General features: G+C 53.0%; 17 protein-coding genes. 10 read left to right on the top strand and 7 right to left on the bottom strand.

The window, feature by feature from the left end; translation table 11 throughout:
- Positions 1-66: 66 nt before the first annotated feature.
- From ABIE29_RS07935 to oppF, 7 genes are all read left to right on the top strand, one after another.
- A complete protein-coding gene (locus ABIE29_RS07935; RefSeq protein WP_021181228.1) occupies positions 67-711 on the top strand; it encodes a YchE family NAAT transporter in 645 nt (214 codons plus the stop codon).
- A 681-nt stretch (positions 712-1,392) separates the two neighbouring features.
- Complete coding sequence (locus ABIE29_RS07930) at positions 1,393-3,030, top strand: ABC transporter substrate-binding protein (protein WP_429617797.1); 1,638 nt, start codon at positions 1,393-1,395, stop codon at positions 3,028-3,030.
- A gap of 152 nt (positions 3,031-3,182) precedes the next feature.
- Positions 3,183-4,820 (top strand): oligopeptide ABC transporter substrate-binding protein OppA, encoded by a 1,638-nt coding sequence (gene oppA / locus ABIE29_RS07925; protein WP_429617796.1) that lies wholly within the window; start codon positions 3,183-3,185, stop codon positions 4,818-4,820.
- An 82-nt stretch (positions 4,821-4,902) separates the two neighbouring features.
- The gene (gene oppB, locus ABIE29_RS07920; protein WP_021181231.1) at positions 4,903-5,823 is read left to right on the top strand and encodes an oligopeptide ABC transporter permease OppB; all 921 of its coding nucleotides are present in this window, start codon (positions 4,903-4,905) and stop codon (positions 5,821-5,823) included.
- A gap of 15 nt (positions 5,824-5,838) precedes the next feature.
- Complete coding sequence (gene oppC / locus ABIE29_RS07915) at positions 5,839-6,744, top strand: oligopeptide ABC transporter permease OppC (RefSeq protein WP_021181232.1); 906 nt, start codon at positions 5,839-5,841, stop codon at positions 6,742-6,744.
- 11 nt (positions 6,745-6,755) lie between these two features.
- A complete protein-coding gene (locus ABIE29_RS07910) occupies positions 6,756-7,748 on the top strand; it encodes an ABC transporter ATP-binding protein (RefSeq protein WP_429617794.1) in 993 nt (330 codons plus the stop codon).
- Positions 7,745-8,743, top strand: a complete 999-nt coding sequence (oppF, locus tag ABIE29_RS07905; protein ID WP_021181234.1) for a murein tripeptide/oligopeptide ABC transporter ATP binding protein OppF — start codon at positions 7,745-7,747, stop codon at positions 8,741-8,743. The genes ABIE29_RS07910 and oppF overlap by 4 nt, the downstream gene beginning before the upstream one ends.
- Before the next feature lie 62 nt (positions 8,744-8,805).
- Here oppF and ABIE29_RS07900 read toward each other — a convergent pair whose 3' ends face one another.
- Together ABIE29_RS07900 and cls are read right to left on the bottom strand one after the other, a co-directional pair.
- Positions 8,806-9,129, bottom strand: coding sequence for an HI1450 family dsDNA-mimic protein (locus ABIE29_RS07900; RefSeq protein WP_429617792.1), 324 nt, complete (start codon positions 9,127-9,129; stop codon positions 8,806-8,808).
- Between the two features lie 56 nt (positions 9,130-9,185).
- The gene (gene cls / locus ABIE29_RS07895) at positions 9,186-10,646 is read right to left on the bottom strand and encodes a cardiolipin synthase (protein WP_429617790.1); all 1,461 of its coding nucleotides are present in this window, start codon (positions 10,644-10,646) and stop codon (positions 9,186-9,188) included.
- 236 nt (positions 10,647-10,882) lie between these two features.
- On the opposite strand from cls, the gene ABIE29_RS07890 reads away from it, so the two are divergent.
- Positions 10,883-11,059 carry a YciY family protein gene (locus ABIE29_RS07890; protein WP_004945296.1) on the top strand — a complete coding sequence of 59 codons (177 nt, stop codon included), beginning with the start codon at positions 10,883-10,885 and terminating at the stop codon, positions 11,057-11,059.
- 48 nt (positions 11,060-11,107) lie between these two features.
- Here the strand turns inward: ABIE29_RS07890 and ABIE29_RS07885 are convergent, their stop codons facing one another.
- On the bottom strand, positions 11,108-11,599 hold the full coding sequence (locus ABIE29_RS07885; RefSeq protein WP_021181236.1) for a Dps family protein: 492 nt from the start codon (positions 11,597-11,599) through the stop codon (positions 11,108-11,110).
- A 216-nt stretch (positions 11,600-11,815) separates the two neighbouring features.
- Positions 11,816-13,300, bottom strand: coding sequence for an MFS transporter (locus tag ABIE29_RS07880; protein WP_429617787.1), 1,485 nt, complete (start codon positions 13,298-13,300; stop codon positions 11,816-11,818).
- Positions 13,301-13,421: 121 nt separating this feature from the next.
- On the opposite strand from ABIE29_RS07880, the gene ABIE29_RS07875 reads away from it, so the two are divergent.
- Positions 13,422-13,979, top strand: coding sequence for a TetR family transcriptional regulator (locus ABIE29_RS07875; RefSeq protein ID WP_429617786.1), 558 nt, complete (start codon positions 13,422-13,424; stop codon positions 13,977-13,979).
- 114 nt (positions 13,980-14,093) lie between these two features.
- Here the strand turns inward: ABIE29_RS07875 and ABIE29_RS07870 are convergent, their stop codons facing one another.
- Positions 14,094-14,390, bottom strand: coding sequence for a YciI family protein (locus ABIE29_RS07870; protein ID WP_429617784.1), 297 nt, complete (start codon positions 14,388-14,390; stop codon positions 14,094-14,096).
- A 319-nt stretch (positions 14,391-14,709) separates the two neighbouring features.
- On the opposite strand from ABIE29_RS07870, the gene tonB reads away from it, so the two are divergent.
- Positions 14,710-15,450: a TonB system transport protein TonB gene (gene tonB / locus ABIE29_RS07865; protein ID WP_429617783.1), complete on the top strand. Its 741-nt coding sequence runs from the start codon at positions 14,710-14,712 to the stop codon at positions 15,448-15,450.
- 48 nt (positions 15,451-15,498) lie between these two features.
- On the opposite strand, the gene yciA is transcribed toward tonB, so the two are convergent.
- Both yciA and ABIE29_RS07855 read right to left on the bottom strand, forming a co-directional pair.
- Entirely contained in the window at positions 15,499-15,921 is a 423-nt protein-coding gene (gene yciA / locus ABIE29_RS07860) for an acyl-CoA thioester hydrolase YciA (RefSeq protein ID WP_021181241.1), read from the bottom strand.
- Positions 15,921-16,460, bottom strand: a complete 540-nt coding sequence (locus ABIE29_RS07855; RefSeq protein WP_429617781.1) for a septation protein A — start codon at positions 16,458-16,460, stop codon at positions 15,921-15,923. The genes yciA and ABIE29_RS07855 overlap by 1 nt, the downstream gene beginning before the upstream one ends.
- Positions 16,461-16,677: the final 217 nt, after the last annotated feature.

Genomic DNA, 16,677 nt, shown 5'->3' with positions numbered 1-16,677 from the left:
GCAATTCCATTACATTAGCGCGCATCGGCAGTGTCTCTTTTTACAGCTATTTATGCGGAGTTTTTCGTGGGCCAATCTCTGTTGGATTTTTCCGGCTACATCAAGTTCTTTGTGGGCCTGTTTGCGCTGGTCAACCCGGTAGGTATTCTGCCGGTGTTTATCAGCATGACCAGCTATCAGGCTGAGGTCGGGCGTAACAAAACCAACCTGACGGCTAACCTGTCGGTGGCGATTATTCTGTGGACCTCGCTGTTCCTGGGCGAGGGTATATTGCGTATGTTCGGTATTTCCATCGATTCTTTCCGTATTGCCGGCGGCATCCTGGTGGTGACTATCGCCATGTCGATGATCAGTGGCAAACTGGGTGAAGACAAGCAGAACAAACAGGAAAAGTCAGAGAGCGCGATCCGCGAAAGCATCGGGGTCGTTCCCTTGGCGCTGCCGCTGATGGCCGGGCCGGGTGCCATCAGTTCCACCATCGTCTGGAGTTCTCGTTACCACAGCTGGCAGAACCTGTTAGGTTTCACCGTGGCAATCGCCTTGTTCGCTTTCTGTTGTTGGCTATTGTTCCGGGCAGCTCCGCTGCTGGTGCGTCTGCTGGGGCAAACCGGCATCAACGTCATTACCCGTATCATGGGGCTGTTGTTGATGGCACTGGGGATTGAATTTATTGTCACTGGGATCAAAGCCATTTTCCCCGGGTTGTTATAACCTTAAAAAAGCCGCGGATAATCCTGTTTGCGGCTTAAGTTATTTTTAATTTTTCAAATATTCTCAGCCAATGCATTATTAAAGTGCATAACCTGCCTGCTTTTCATTCTATTTGCCCAACCCTGTGGCACAAATCTCACTTTATCGGCCGATAAAGCACCAAGATGTTATTTTCTCCACTTTTAAAATCCGCGTGACGGTTTTTTTGTCTCCCTAACGGGTAAAACTGTTGTTAATTTAATCACATCATTCTGTAGGGCTTGTCTCCGTTTCACACAGGTGTTATTAGTGATTAACCACGCATAGGCAGGTGTTTATTCTCTGAACGGCATTTTTGTTAACGGAATGTTTCTTTTGAGTGGTGTTTTTTATCCCAGTCAAAAAGCTTAACAGTGTTGTTATAATTTATCTATTAAAATCATATAATTAACACCAGCTCCAACGGGTGGAAAGGCTAGGTGTCTGTATGGCTATGGGATGATAAAAGAGAAATTCTTAACATTTCTGTAAAAATTATTGGCTATGAATTTTTGCTTCTGCTAATTTCCGAGCAACTTGTCAGAAGGAAGAATCTTATCTTTGGCGCGCCAGACAGGAATGATTTTTGCTGGTATCCGTTTATTTAGCCTGCTTGATAACTATTTCACAATTATTGCTTAGCAGTGAAAAGGAGCCCGTACTATGCCGCAAACCACGAAGCATCAACCGTTGGCCGTTATCATCGCCGCCGTGTTGGGGATGATCGCCAGCCAAAACCTGCAGGCCGTAGAGGTTCCGGCCGGTGTGCAATTGGCGCCACTTCAGCGCATGGTGATCAACAACGGTTCGGAAGTCGCTTCACTGGATCCGCATAAGGTCGAAGGAACGCCTGAAAGCAATATTATCCTCAACCTGCTGGAAGGGTTGGTCAGCACCGATGCCAATGGCCATTTGGCCCCAGCGGTAGCGGAAAGCTGGGAAAATACCGATTACCAGACGTGGACCTTCCACCTGCGTCCAGGGGCGGTATGGAGTGATGGTTCGCCGGTGACCGCGCAGGATTTCGTTTACAGCTGGCAGCGCCTGGCGGATCCCAAGACCGGCTCTCCTTATGCCAGCTACCTGCAATACGCCAGAATTGAAAATATTGACGCTATTCTTGGCGGCAAAAAACCGGCCCGGTCACTTGGCGTCAGCGCCATTGATGACAAAACGTTGAAGGTAACGCTCAGCGAGCCGGTGCCCTATTTTGTCAGTATGCTTTCCCATACTTCAATGAAACCGGTGAAGCAGGCCGTGGTTGAGAAGTTTGGTGATAAGTGGACACTGCCACAGAACTATGTGGGCAACGGTGCATATCGCTTATCCGAGTGGGTCGTGAACGAACGTATCGTGCTCCAACGCAGCCCGAGCTACTGGAATAATGGCAAGACGGTGATTGAGCAGGCCACTTTCCTGCCGTTGTCCTCCGAGGTCAGCGACATTAACCGCTACCGCAGTGGTGAAATCGATATTACCAATAGCGCCATCCCGCCAAATCTGTACGCAAAAATGAAGCGCGAGATCCCAGAACAGTTGCACGTTAACCCTTACCTGTGCACCTTCTATTATGAAATCAACAATCAACGTGCGCCGTTCACCGACGAGCGTGTGCGTGCGGCTGTCAAATTGACGCTGGATCGCGACATTATTGCCAACAAGATTATGGGCCAGGGTCAAATCCCTGCCTACACCTTTACGCCAACCTTTACCGAGGGGGGCAACTTCAGCCAACCGGAATGGGCAGGGTGGACGCAGGAAAAACGCAACGAAGAAGCGAAGAAACTGCTGGCACAGGCCGGGTTCACCGCTGAGAAACCGCTCAAGTTTACCCTACTGTACAACACCTCCGATCAAAATAAGCAGCAGGCCATTGCCGCCGCCTCGATGTGGAAGAAGAACCTCGGCGCACAGGTCACACTGCAAAATCAGGAATGGAAAACCTCGCTACAGAGCCGTCATGAAGGGCAGTTTGATGTGGCCCGTGCTACCTGGTGTGGGGATTACAACGAACCGAGCGCGTTTCTGAATATGCTGCTTTCCAACAGCAGCAATAATACCTTCTTCTATAAAAGCCCGGCGTTCGATGCGCTGATGGCCAGCACCCTGCAAGCGCCGGACGCCGCTGCACGCGGGGCTATTTATCAGCAGGCGGAAACCTTGCTGGACAAAGATTCTGCGCTGATCCCGGTTTATTATCGGGTCAGTGCGCGGCTGGTCAAACCTACGGTTGGCGGTTTCACCGGCAAAGACCCGCAAGACTATATCGATCTGAAAAACTTTTACCTCATCAAAAGGTAATGAAGGGTGTTATCGGCGGTGATAGCAGCCGGTAATACACAGGAAAGGCAGCGCCGTTTCGTTCCACGGCGTCCAGCCATAGCAACCCCCGGTTAACGGGCAACGCAGCTCCCACGACGGAGTTGTGATAATAAAAACTGGAGTTTATACACATGACCAACATCACGAAGAAGTCCCTGCTGGCAGCAGGCATTATTGCGGCGCTAGGCTTGACGGCGGCAGGAACTGCTTTTGCGGCCGATGTGCCAGCGGGCGTACAACTGGCAGACAAGCAGGAGATCGTTAAGAACAACGGTTCCGAAGTACAATCTCTTGACCCGCACAAGATCGAAGGCGTGCCTGAAAACAACGTGACGCGCGATCTGATGGAAGGGTTGGCCAATAACAGCCTGGATGGTTCAGTCGTGCCGGGTGCAGCAGAAAGCTGGGATAACAAAGATTTTAAAGTGTGGACCTTCCATCTGCGTAAAGACGCCAAATGGTCGAACGGTGAGCCGGTAACGGCACAAGATTTCGTGTATAGCTGGCAACGTTTGGTCGATCCGAAAACCGCCTCTCCTTATGCCAGCTATCTGCAATATGCCCACGTAGAAAACGTGGATGACATCATCGCGGGTAAAAAAGACAAATCGACGCTGGGCGTAAAGGCCATCGACGATCATACCTTCCAGGTCACGTTGACCGAGCCGGTTCCGTATCTGGTAGAAATGACACCGCACTACGCCATGAAGCCAGTGAATAAAGAAGCGGTAGAGAAGTTTGGCGAGAAGTGGACCCTGCCACAGAACTACGTCAGCAACGGCGCATACAAGCTGAAAGACTGGGTGGTTAACGAACGTATCGTGCTGGAACGTAACCCGCAATACTGGGATAACGCCAAAACTGTCATTAATAAAGTCACCTTCCTGCCGATCGCTTCAGAAGTCACTGACGTCAACCGCTACCGCACCGGTGAAATCGACATGACCTATAACAACATGCCGATCGAACTGTTCCAGAAGTTGAAAAAAGAGATCCCGAACGAAGTGCACGTCGATCCATACCTGTGTACCTATTACTATGAAATCAACAACCAGAAAGCGCCGTTCACCGATGCTCGTGTACGTGAAGCACTGAAGCTGGGGATGGATCGTGATATCATCGTCAACAAGGTGAAAAACCAGGGCGATCTGCCCGCTTACAGCTTTACTCCTCCTTACACCGACGGTGCCAAGCTGACCCCGCCAGAGTGGTTTGGCTGGACGCAGGAAAAGCGTAACGAAGAAGCCAAGAAACTGCTGGCTGAAGCCGGTTATGGCCCAGGTAAACCGCTGACCTTCTCGCTGCTGTACAACACCTCCGATCTGCACAAGAAGCTGGCCATTGCCGCTGCGTCTATCTGGAAGAAAAACCTGGGCGTGGATGTGAAGCTGGTGAATCAGGAGTGGAAAACCTTCCTGGATACCCGCCATCAGGGCACCTATGACGTGTCACGTGCTGGCTGGTGTGCTGATTACAACGAACCAAGCTCCTTCCTCAACATGATGCTTTCCGACAGCAGCAGTAACACCCCACACTATAAGAGTGCAGAATTCGACAAGCTGATGGGCAACGTATTGACGGCGAAAACCAAAGAAGAGCGTGCCGGTCTGTATCAGAAAGCGGAAGTCCAGCTGGATAAAGACTCTGCCATCGTTCCGCTTTATTACTATGTGAATGCTCGCCTGGTGAAACCTTACGTGGGTGGTTACTCTGGCAAAGATCCGCTTGATAACGTTTACGACAAAAACCTGTACATCATCAAACATTGATGCGGCAAGGGCTGGCGGCACAGGTCGCCGGCCCATTTCAAGACAATAAGCCGTTATCAGGCTGAAGCACAGGGCTAGGGCAATGCTTAAATTTATCTTTCGTCGCTTGTTAGAGGCGATCCCGACACTATTTATCCTTATCACCATTTCTTTCTTTATGATGCGCCTCGCACCCGGTAGCCCATTTACCGGTGAACGTGCGCTGCCACCCGAAGTGTTGGCCAACATTGAAGCCAAATATCACCTTAACGATCCGATCTGGAAACAGTACGGGCACTATTTGGTGCAGCTGTCGCAAGGCGATTTTGGCCCTTCATTCAAATACAAAGATTATTCGGTTAATGACCTGGTCAAGGCCTCGTTCCCCGTTTCAGCCAAACTGGGTTTTGCCGCTTTTGTTCTGGCGGTGGTGCTGGGAGTGAGCGCAGGGGTTATTGCCGCGTTGAATCAGAACACCAAGTGGGACTATACGGTGATGGGGTTCGCCATGACCGGAGTGGTGATCCCCAGCTTTGTTGTCGCCCCCTTACTGGTGCTGATTTTCGCCATTACCTTGAAGTGGTTGCCCGGTGGGGGCTGGAACGGTGGGGCGCTGAAGTTCATGATCCTGCCGATGGTGGCGCTGTCCCTGGCCTATATCGCCAGCATCGCACGTATCACCCGCGGTTCGATGATTGAGGTGCTGCACTCCAACTTTATCCGTACCGCCCGCGCCAAAGGTTTGCCGATGCGTCGCATCATTCTGCGCCACGCGTTAAAACCTGCGTTGCTGCCGGTGCTGTCGTATATGGGGCCAGCGTTTGTTGGGATTATCACCGGTTCGATGGTGATTGAAACCATCTACGGCCTGCCGGGAATTGGTCAGTTGTTCGTTAACGGTGCATTGAACCGTGACTATTCGCTGGTGCTGAGCCTGACCATTCTGGTCGGTGGCTTGACCATTCTGTTTAACGCGATCGTCGATGTGCTGTATGCCGTGATCGATCCGAAAATCCGTTACTAAGCTGGAGCACGCAAGATGTTGACGAAAAAGAACAGCGAAGCTCTGGAAAACTTCAGCGAACAGCTGGAAGTTGAAGGGCGCAGTTTATGGCAGGACGCCCGCCGCCGCTTTATGCATAACCGTGCGGCAGTGACCAGCCTGTTTGTGTTAGCGCTGATCACCCTGTTTGTGATCTGTGCCCCCTGGCTGTCGCAGTTTGCTTATGATGACACCGATTGGGCAATGATGTCCGCTGCGCCTAACCTGGAGTCCGGGCACTATTTTGGCACCGATTCCTCAGGGCGTGACCTGCTGGTGCGTGTGGCCATTGGTGGGCGTATTTCGCTGATGGTGGGTGTAGCCGCAGCGCTGGTCGCCGTGGTCTTGGGCACCTTATACGGCTCTCTGTCTGGCTATCTGGGCGGCAAGACCGACTCGGTGATGATGCGTTTGCTGGAGATTTTGAACTCCTTCCCGTTCATGTTCTTTGTGATCCTGCTGGTGACCTTCTTCGGACAAAACATCCTGCTGATCTTTGTGGCGATCGGCATGGTGTCGTGGCTGGATATGGCGCGTATTGTGCGCGGGCAGACGCTCAGCCTTAAGCGTAAAGAGTTTATCGAAGCGGCGCTGGTGTGCGGCGTATCGACCCGCAATATCGTCCTGCGGCATATCGTGCCGAACGTACTGGGCGTGGTGGTGGTGTATGCCTCGCTGCTGGTGCCGAGCATGATCCTGTTTGAATCCTTCCTCAGCTTCCTGGGGCTGGGCACTCAGGAGCCGTTGAGCAGTTGGGGCGCATTGTTGAGCGATGGTGCCAACTCGATGGAGGTCTCACCGTGGTTGCTGCTGTTCCCAGCCTGTTTCCTGGTTATCACTCTGTTTTGTTTCAACTTTATCGGCGATGGCCTGCGTGATGCCCTCGATCCGAAAGATCGTTAAGGAGTGCAACCATGAGCATTAATTCTCAACCACAAAACGGACTGCTGCTGGACGTCAAAGATCTGCGTGTGACGTTCGGTACGCCAGACGGCGATGTTACCGCGGTGAACGATCTCAATTTCGATCTGCGCGCGGGTGAAACCTTGGGCATCGTCGGGGAGTCGGGTTCCGGCAAGTCACAGACGGCATTTGCGTTGATGGGCCTGTTGGCCAGTAATGGCCGCATCGGTGGTTCGGCAAAATTCAACGGCCGTGAAATTCTCAACCTGCCAGAAAGCCAACTCAACAAGCTGCGGGCCGAAGAGATCTCGATGATCTTCCAGGACCCGATGACCTCGTTGAACCCTTATATGCGGGTTGGCGAGCAGTTGATGGAAGTGCTGATGCTGCATAAAAAGATGAGCAAAAGCGAGGCGTTTGAAGAGTCGGTCCGCATGCTGGATGCGGTCAAAATGCCGGAAGCCCGTAAGCGTATGCGTATGTATCCGCATGAGTTTTCCGGCGGGATGCGCCAGCGCGTGATGATCGCCATGGCGTTGCTGTGTCGGCCAAAGCTGCTGATTGCCGATGAGCCAACCACCGCACTGGACGTGACCGTGCAGGCACAGATCATGACGCTGCTTAACGAACTGAAGCGTGAATTCAATACGGCGATCATCATGATCACCCATGATTTGGGCGTTGTTGCCGGGATCTGCAACAAGGTGTTGGTGATGTACGCTGGCCGCACCATGGAATATGGCAGCGCGCGCGATGTGTTTTATCGTCCTAGCCATCCATACTCCATCGGCCTACTCAATGCGGTACCGCGTCTGGATGCTGAAGGTGAAGCGCTGATGACGATTCCTGGTAATCCGCCGAACCTGCTGCGTTTGCCGAAGGGCTGTCCGTTCCAACCGCGTTGTCCGCATGCGATGGAGCAGTGCGCGAGTGCTCCGCCATTGGAGCAGTTTGGTGAGGGGCGCTTGCGCGCCTGTTTCAAGCCGGTGGAGGCGTTGGTATGACCGCAACCGATAAAAGAGTGCTGCTGGAAGTGGCAGATCTGAAAGTTCACTTCGATATTCATGATGACAAGCAGTGGTTCTGGCAGGCGCCTAAAACGCTGAAGGCGGTAGATGGTGTTACCGTGCGGCTGTTTGAAGGTGAGACGCTAGGGGTGGTAGGGGAATCGGGCTGCGGTAAGTCTACCTTTGCCCGGGCAATCATCGGTCTGGTAAAGGCGACCAGTGGCCGCGTTGCCTGGTTGGGCAAAGATCTGCTGGGCATGAGCGATGCCGATTGGCGCAAGACACGCAGCGATATTCAGATGATTTTCCAGGATCCGCTGGCCTCGCTGAACCCGCGAATGACCATCGGTGAGATCATCGCCGAACCGCTGCGTACCTATAATCCTAAAATGCCGCGCCAGGAAGTGAAGGATAAGGTCAAAGCGATGATGTTGAAGGTGGGCCTGTTGCCGAACCTGATCAACCGTTATCCGCATGAATTCTCAGGTGGGCAGTGCCAGCGTATCGGTATCGCCCGAGCCTTGATCCTGGAGCCGAAACTGGTGATTTGTGATGAGCCGGTCTCCGCCTTGGACGTATCTATCCAGGCGCAGGTGGTGAATCTGTTGCAGCAGTTGCAGCGCGAGATGGGATTATCGTTAATCTTTATCGCCCACGATCTGGCAGTGGTTAAACACATTTCCGATCGGGTGCTGGTGATGTATCTGGGCCATGCGGTGGAGCTGGGAACCTATGATGAGGTCTATCATAACCCGCAGCATCCTTATACCAAGGCGCTGATGTCGGCGGTTCCGGTGCCGGATCCGGACAAGGAGAAGGAAAAGCAGATCCAACTGCTGGAAGGGGAACTGCCATCGCCGATCAACCCACCTTCGGGCTGTGTGTTCCGCACCCGTTGCCCGATTGCCGGGCCGGAATGCGCTAAAACGCGCCCACTGCTGGAAGGCAGCTTCCGTCATGCGGTATCGTGCCTGAAAGTTGATCCGTTGTAATTGGTTGATTAGCAATAAAAAAAACCTGCCATTGGGCAGGTTTTTTTATACCGTTAATCGGTTTATTCTTTCCACAAAATGTGGCACAGCTTGTTATCTTTTTCGCGGCAGATCAGCACGCGGGCAAACACATCGTTGATGGGCTCGCCATCGCTGTCCGCCAGGCCGATCACCACCTCGGCAAAGAAGTCCGGATTCAGATCGAAATCCACGTGCTCCTGCCAGTCTTCTGCCGGATCGTACAGCTCGGCACCGCCGCGCTCTTCAAACTGTAAATTGAACAGCAGAATATCTGCGGGATCCAGATTGTCGCCAGCCAGCTCAAGGAAGATGTCGTAGGCTTGTTCCAGCGTTTCATCTTCGGTAAGGCGATTATTCAAGTCCATATAAAAATCCTGATAACAAATGATTTGAGGTTATTAAACCATGCTCGTTGCCGCTTTTACAGCAACGGGCTGAAAAAGTAAAACAGGCGTTCGACCAGGCGGTGCCAGTACGGGCGCTTCAACCATTGCTTGGCATCCAACAGTTGCGAGCGGGCGATGTAATCATCTTGTACACAGGCTAGATCGGCACCAAAACCGCTGTCGTCAATCACCAGGGTGATCTCAAAGTTCAGCCACAGGCTGCGCATATCCAGATTGACCGTACCGACCAGGCTGAGCTGGCCATCGACCAACACGCTCTTGGTGTGCAACAGTCCACCTTCAAACTGGTAAATCTTCACGCCCGCTTCCAACAGTTCCGAGAAGAAGGCGCGGCTGGCCCAGCGCACCATCATTGAGTCGTTGTTGCGCGGAACGATAATGCTGACGTCAACGCCACGCAGCGCTGCCGTGCAGATGGCGTGTAGCAGGTCGTCGCTTGGTACAAGGTAGGGGGTGGTCATGATCAACTGCTCACGCGCGGAATAGACCGCCGTCAACAGCGCCTGATGGATCATCTCTTCCGGGAATCCCGGGCCGGAGGCAATAACCTGGATGGTGTGGCCGCTTTCCTGCTCAAACGGCATGACATTCACATCTGGCGGCGGTGGCAAAATGCGTTTGCCGGTCTCAATCTCCCAATCACAGGCGTAAACGATACCCATCGTGGTTGCCACCGGGCCTTCCATGCGTGCCATCAGATCGATCCATTGACCAACCCCGGCTTCCTGCTTGAAGAAGCGTGGATCGACCATGTTCATACTGCCGGTGTAGGCAATGTAATTATCGATCAGCACCACTTTGCGATGTTGTCGTAGGTCCATGCGGCGTAGGAATACCCGGAACAGGTTAACCTTGAGCGACTCAACCACTTCAATACCGGCGTTACGCATCATGCTGGGATAAGGGCTGCGGAAGAACTTTACGCTGCCAGCCGAGTCCAGCATCAAACGGCAGTGCACGCCACGGCGCGCGGCGGCCATCAATGATTCGGCGACCTGATCGACCTGCCCACCGGGTTGCCAGATATAAAACACCATCTCGATATTATGGCGCGCCAGTTCGATATCCCGCACCAGGGCATTCATCGTTGAATCGGTGGTCGTCAGCAACTGTAGCTGGTTGCCTTTGACGCCATCAATACCCTGGCGGTGGTGGCAAAGCTCGAACAGCGGACGGGCCACTTCGCTGTACTCGGTAGCAAAAATCCGGCTGCTTCCTTTAAGCTCATTCAGCCAGCGAGCGGTTGAGGGCCACATGGCCTTGGCTCTCTCTGCGCGGCGCTTGCCAAGGTGCAGTTCGCCAAAGGATAAATAAGCGACGATACCGACCAATGGCAGAATATAGATCACCAGCAGCCAGGCCATGGCCGAAGGCACGGTGCGTCGTTTCATCAGAATACGCAATGTGACCCCGGCGATAAGCAGCCAATAGCCAAACACCAAAAGCCAACTAATTACGGTATAAAAGGTTGTCATAAAGGCAAAAATTTCCGTTGCTAAGCCACCAATAATGAGTGTACGCACAGAACAACAAAGGTGAAACCTTTTCTCGGTGGTTAAGTTACATAAAAATGATTGACTAAAGGGACTTGCCGAAAATAAAAACCGTACTTTTTGTCGCCTGTGGGAGGGCGACGCTGGCGAGTGCATGACTTGGATCGCGCGTTGAAAGGGCTATAATGCCCGCGGTTGGCATTGATGGGTAACGTAAAATGAGACGTAGTAGAAATGAAGTGGGCCGCTGGAGGATGTTACGGCAGAGCCAGCGACGCAGGCATCGTTGGCTGGAACGCCAGTCGTGCAGCAATCGGCATATCATTCGTGTTCGCCGTCGTTTGGACGATCAGCACCGCAGAGCCTTATTGTTCGTTGTGGCTTACGAGTGGTAAAACAAGAACAGCCCGTAATGGGCTGTTCTGCTATTTGCTGGGCCTGGGTTATTTACCCAGATAGGCGTTCAACATCCACACCTGTTTTTCCTGCTCTTTGATGTAATCGCTCATCAGCGAAGAGGTGCCTTCATCACCGGCCTCTGCGGCCAGCGTCAGCAGTTCTCGCTGCTGTTGCAACAAAATGGCGTAACCTTCCAGCAGGCCGCGCAGAGTGCCTTTATCGTCGGTGACATTGGTGTCTTCCTTGATATCCGCCGTTTTCAGATAATCACTGAAGGCGTGGCGAGGCTGTGAACCCAGAGTCAGAATACGCTCTGCCAGTTCATCCACCTTGGTCAGCAGGTCGTTATAGGTTTCTTCAAACTTGACGTGCAGCTCGAAGAAGTGCGGGCCGGAAATATTCCAATGGTAGCCGCGTACGTTCATGTACAGCACCTGGTAGTTAGCCAGCAGGGCGTTTAGTGCTTCAGAGAGTTTTGCTGATTGTTTGGTGTCCAGGCCGATATGAGTCTTGGTCGCTTTCTTTGCCGTTGCCATAATAATCTTCTCCTGATTATTTGTGTCGATTATCTAGATTGATATCCATACAAAACAGGTTAGCCGGATCTATCAAAAGGTTAAAGTTGCTACTAAGCATCAATTCAATCGCTCAAACCAATTTACCCGTCGTCTTTCAAGTTGTTTACATTCATCAATTGGCTAATCGGGTAGGGGCGCTGTACATGCTGCGCCCACTTAACTTCATCGATTAAATTACACCTGCGCCCTTTTGCGCAAAGCAAATTTTAGCACACCGGCGCTCAGGCTGGTGAGCAATGCGGCGGCGATCAGCACGGCCATAAATGCCTGATCAAAGGCGCCTCTAGCCAGCTGGATCAGCCTTTCTGCGCTGTCCGTGCCCATATTTCCGGCCAGCCGTAACGCCTCATCAATACTGTCATAAGCGAGATCGCCTACGGGCAGATTGGCAGGTAATACCAGGCTGTGGCTATAGACCGCCGTCATCAACCCGCCCAGCAGCGTGACGCCTAGCACGCCACCCAACTCCCACGAGACATCTTCAATGGCGGCGACCATGCCCGCCTTGTCTTCGGGGGCGTTGAGCATAATGGCCGTTGAGGCAGCGGTTATGGCACCGCCGAGGCCAAAGCCCACTACAAACAGGCAGGCCAGCTGCATAATGACGTTGCCTTGATACCACAGGGCGACCCCCGCAATGCCTAAGGCGGTGAGAATAAAGCCGCCCACCAACATGTAGCGTTCGCCATAGCGTGGTAGTAAAGCTCCGGCTAACGGACCAGCCAGCGCAGAGGCTACCGGAATGGGTAAAATAAACAATGCGGCCAGCAGCGGCGTCATGCCTAGCACCAACTGTAACCGTTGGCTTAATACCAGTTCGATCCCGATCAGCGCGATCATTGAAACGATCGCCACACCGACACCGCTGGCAAACAGGCGATTGCGGAACAGTGAGAAATCGATCATGGGGTGTTGCGCCCGCTGCTGACGGCGGACAAACAGGGTCAGGAACAGCGTACCGAGCGCCGCTGCAATGGCGAAGTCACCCAGGGAGAACGCGGGTTTGCTTAGCTCTTTCAGCGCATAGATCGACGCCACCAGGCCGAACATGATCTGTAGCGAGCTGATAAAATCGCAGGGGCGTTGGCTGTCTCCACCGCAACGAGGGATCAGATATACCGCCAGCGGCAGGACCAGCATCACCACCGGCACGTTGATCAGAAATACCGAACCCCACCAGAAATAGGACAGCAGTACGCCGCCCACTACCGGGCCAAGTGCGGCAGCACCGGAGGCGACGGCGGCCCAGATGCCAATCGCCAGCGCACGTTCACGCTCATCGGTAAAGACGTGGCGCACGATAGATAGCGTGGCCGGCATCATCATCGCGGCCCCGAGGGCCAGGAAAGCCCGTGACGCAATCAGCAGCTCGGCACTGGGGGAGAACGCGGCGCAAAGTGAGGCCAGGGCAAAGACCGGCAAACCGGCGATAAACATATTCTTGTGGCCAAGACGGTCGCTTAACATGCCGGCACCGGGAAGTAGCCCTGCAACCACCAACGGGTAGGCGTTAACGATCCACAGTTTTTGTGAGGCTGTGGCATCCAATGCCTGGGTCAGGCGAGGCAACGCGGTGTAAAGCACGGTCATATCGGTAATGATTAAAAATAGCGCACTGGAGATCATTGCCAGGATCAACCAGCGGTTTTGGGCGTGCATAAAGAGTATCCTAGTAAACCGATGACGCGGCTGCGTCACCTTACGGTAACCACCCGGTAGCACCGATGGTATACTGCTATAATATAAATCCATACGTACGTATTGAAAAGGGGTTTTCTCAATGGGGCGTCAACGGAGTATCGATCGTGACAAGGTGCTGGATACCGCAGAAGAGATTGTGGCGACCCAAGGTGCGGCAGGGCTAACCATCGATTCGGTGGCCAAAGCCATGGGGATCTCCAAGGGGGGCGTGCAATACTGTTTTGGGAGTAAAGATGCGCTCATTGATGCGATGTTTGACCGTTGGGGCAAGGTTTATGAGCAGGTGTTTGACGATATCGCGGGCAGCGAACCGGACCCGCTGACCATCGTCCAGGCGCATATGCAGGCTACCCGCAGTTCGGATCAGGCTTCCAGTGCCAAGGCGGCCGGATTGATGGCCACGTTAATCCAGACGCCAGAGCATCTGGACAGTACGCGAGAATGGTATCGCAGCCGCATCGCCGGATTGGACCTGAGTAGTGAGCAGGGAAGAAAGGCGCGATTGGCCTTCCTGGCTACCGAAGGGGCCTTCATGCTGCGCTTCTTCGGCTTTATGGATATTACTCAGCAGGAATGGGAAGAGATGTTTGCCGATCTGCAAAAGTGGGTTCTTACCGATACGGTTCGCCAAGGTTGACCTATTGCAGTGATAGATAGCGCTCATCCCGCTCGGCGAGTATGGTTAACGCATAAAGATATTCCCTCGAAGAACCCACCTTAGCCAGCATACTCAGTGCTGGCTTTTTTTTGCTTAAAATACCTGTTTAAACGGTTTCACCGTGACCTCGCCGTACACACCCGCGTCCACGTACGGGTCTTGTGCTGCCCAGGATTTTGCCGCCTCCAGCGAAGGGAACTCGGCGATCACGGTAGAACCGGTAAATCCGGCCTGGCCTGGATCGTTGCTATCAATAGCCGGGTTTGGACCAGCGACCACCAACCGGCCTTCATCACGCAGCACCTGTAGACGAGCCAGATGGGCGGGGCGAACGGCCAGGCGCTGTTCCAGCGTGCCAGGTACGTCTTGTGCGTAGATCAGATAAAGCATATTTCACCTTTAAAATCATTGCCATACAACGGTAATCACAAAGTAGCGCAAAAGCTGTGACAAGGGAATGCCAATCCAGATAAAAATTCGTTACCGTGTTGAGGATAGCTTCGTGTGGTGCGATTGACGAGTGATGGAACATATTGGTTAACAATCCGTATGCAAAGCTCAATAAAAGGCTAATTAAAGGTTAATATCCCTATGAGTTTGCTGGTTTTAGCGCCTAATAATGCCGATTAAAGCGATAGTTTGTCTTTCGTTATTGAATATGATTGCTATTTGCATTTAAACTTGGCGCACCAGAGGAAACAGAATCATTATGCCGCTAAACAAGATGTTCCTTATTCGCCGAATTTCCGTGCCAATTGTCCTCTCCGTTGGTTTGCACAGTGCCCTGGTGGCCGCCTTGCTCTACGCCTCCGTCAACGAAGTGTTGGAGCTGCCGAAGCAGGAAGATGCCCCTATCAGCGTCATGATGGTGAATATGGCCGCGCTGGCAGAACCACCACCGCCAGCTGCGGCGGAACCGGAGCCGCAGGTCGAACCTGAGCCAGAACCGCTTCCGGAACCTGAGCCACCACCGCCGGTACCGGTAGCTATTCCTAAACCGGAGCCGGAGAAACCCAAGCCGAAGCCAAAACCGAAGCCGAAGGTAGAGAAGCCGGTCAAACGCGAAGTGAAGAAGACTGAACCGCGTGAACCTTCGCCGTTCGACAATCAATCCGAAGCCAAGCCGATCGACAAGGCACCGGTCAAACAGGCACCATCAGCACCCGCACCGGGAACTTCCCGTGAGTTGGGGCCGAAAGCCCTGAGCATCGGCAAGCCGATGTACCCACCGCGCGCCCAGGCATTGCAGATCGAAGGCAAGGTCAAGGTTCAGTTTGACGTCGATAGCGACGGGCGGGTGACTAACGTGCGTATTCTGTCTGCGGAACCACGTAATATGTTCGAGCGTGAGGTGAAGCAGGCAATGCGTAAATGGCGCTATGAAGCCAAAACGGCGCAGAACCTGACGAAGACCATCGTCTTCAAAATGGAAGGTTCGACGGTTGAGTAAGCAATAAAAAAGGTCGCGTTTGCGACCTTTTTGCTATCTGGCGTTAGCTTACTCGCCGACGCGGAAGTTCATCTTGCCGTCTGGCAGGGCTCGGGGGCTGCCGCCATCATCTACCGCTACATAGGTAAAGACCGCTTCCGTGGCGCGGTAGCGCTGGCCGATCGGTGCAGAAGACACTTTCTTGACCCAAACTTCCACATTGATGGTAATGGAGCTGCGGCCACTGCGGATACAGTTGGCATAGCAGCACACCACGTCACCCACGGCGACCGGCTTGAGAAAGGTCATACCGTCTACCCGCACGGTCACTACGCGCCCTTCGGCAATCTCTTTGGCCAGGATTGCGCCGCCGATGTCCATTTGTGACATCAGCCAGCCGCCAAAAATATCCCCGTTGGCATTGGTATCTGCCGGCATGGCCAGCGTACGCAGCACCAGCTCACCGCTAGGCAAAGGTCGTTGTTCGGTCATTATTTCTTCTGCTCTTCTGGCATATGGCGGTAAATATAGATACCGCTTAACAGGGTGAAGACCAGCGTCATCACGGTCAGGCCAAATACCTTGAAGTTAACCCAAACGTCCTGTGGCATCCAGAATGCTACATAGATATTGGCCAAGCCGCAGGCCAGGAAGAACAGGGCCCAGGCAATGTTAAGGTGGTTCCAGACGCTGTCCGGCAGGGTCAGCTCTTTACCCAGCATGCGTTGGATCAGCGGCTTTTTCAGTATCAGTTGGCTGATCAGCAGCGCCAGGGCGAACAGGGTGTAGATGACCGTGACCTTCCATTTGATAAACAGGTCGTTGTGGAACACCAGGGTCAAGGTGCCGAATACGGCGACCATGGCAAAGGTGATCAGCGTCATCTTCTCAACCTTGCGATATTTCAGCCAGGTAAAGACCAGTGCCAGGGCGGTCGCGACTATCAAAGCACCAGAGGCGACGTAGATATCGTAAAGCTTATAAAAGGCAAAAAAGACAATCAGGGGTAGAAAATCAAGAAACTGCTTCATAAATCAATCCATCATAGGTTCATCGGGCGACTATACCGGATTTGGCGCGATCTGTGTATCGCACTAAAGGGCAGATTATCGGTGTTCGTCCGCTAGATTGCTGCTGTAAACACCAGAATTTGCATAAACTTACGATTGTTACCGTCGGTTATTTGCAAGCGCTCGGTCTACGACGCATATTAAGCATAATAATAGCCGCATAATTTACCATGGAAAA

It is taken from the genome of Serratia sp. 2723 (genome assembly GCF_050434425.1).
GTDB lineage: Bacteria > Pseudomonadota > Gammaproteobacteria > Enterobacterales > Enterobacteriaceae > Chania.
This window is presented reverse-complemented; position numbering and strand designations above follow the sequence as displayed.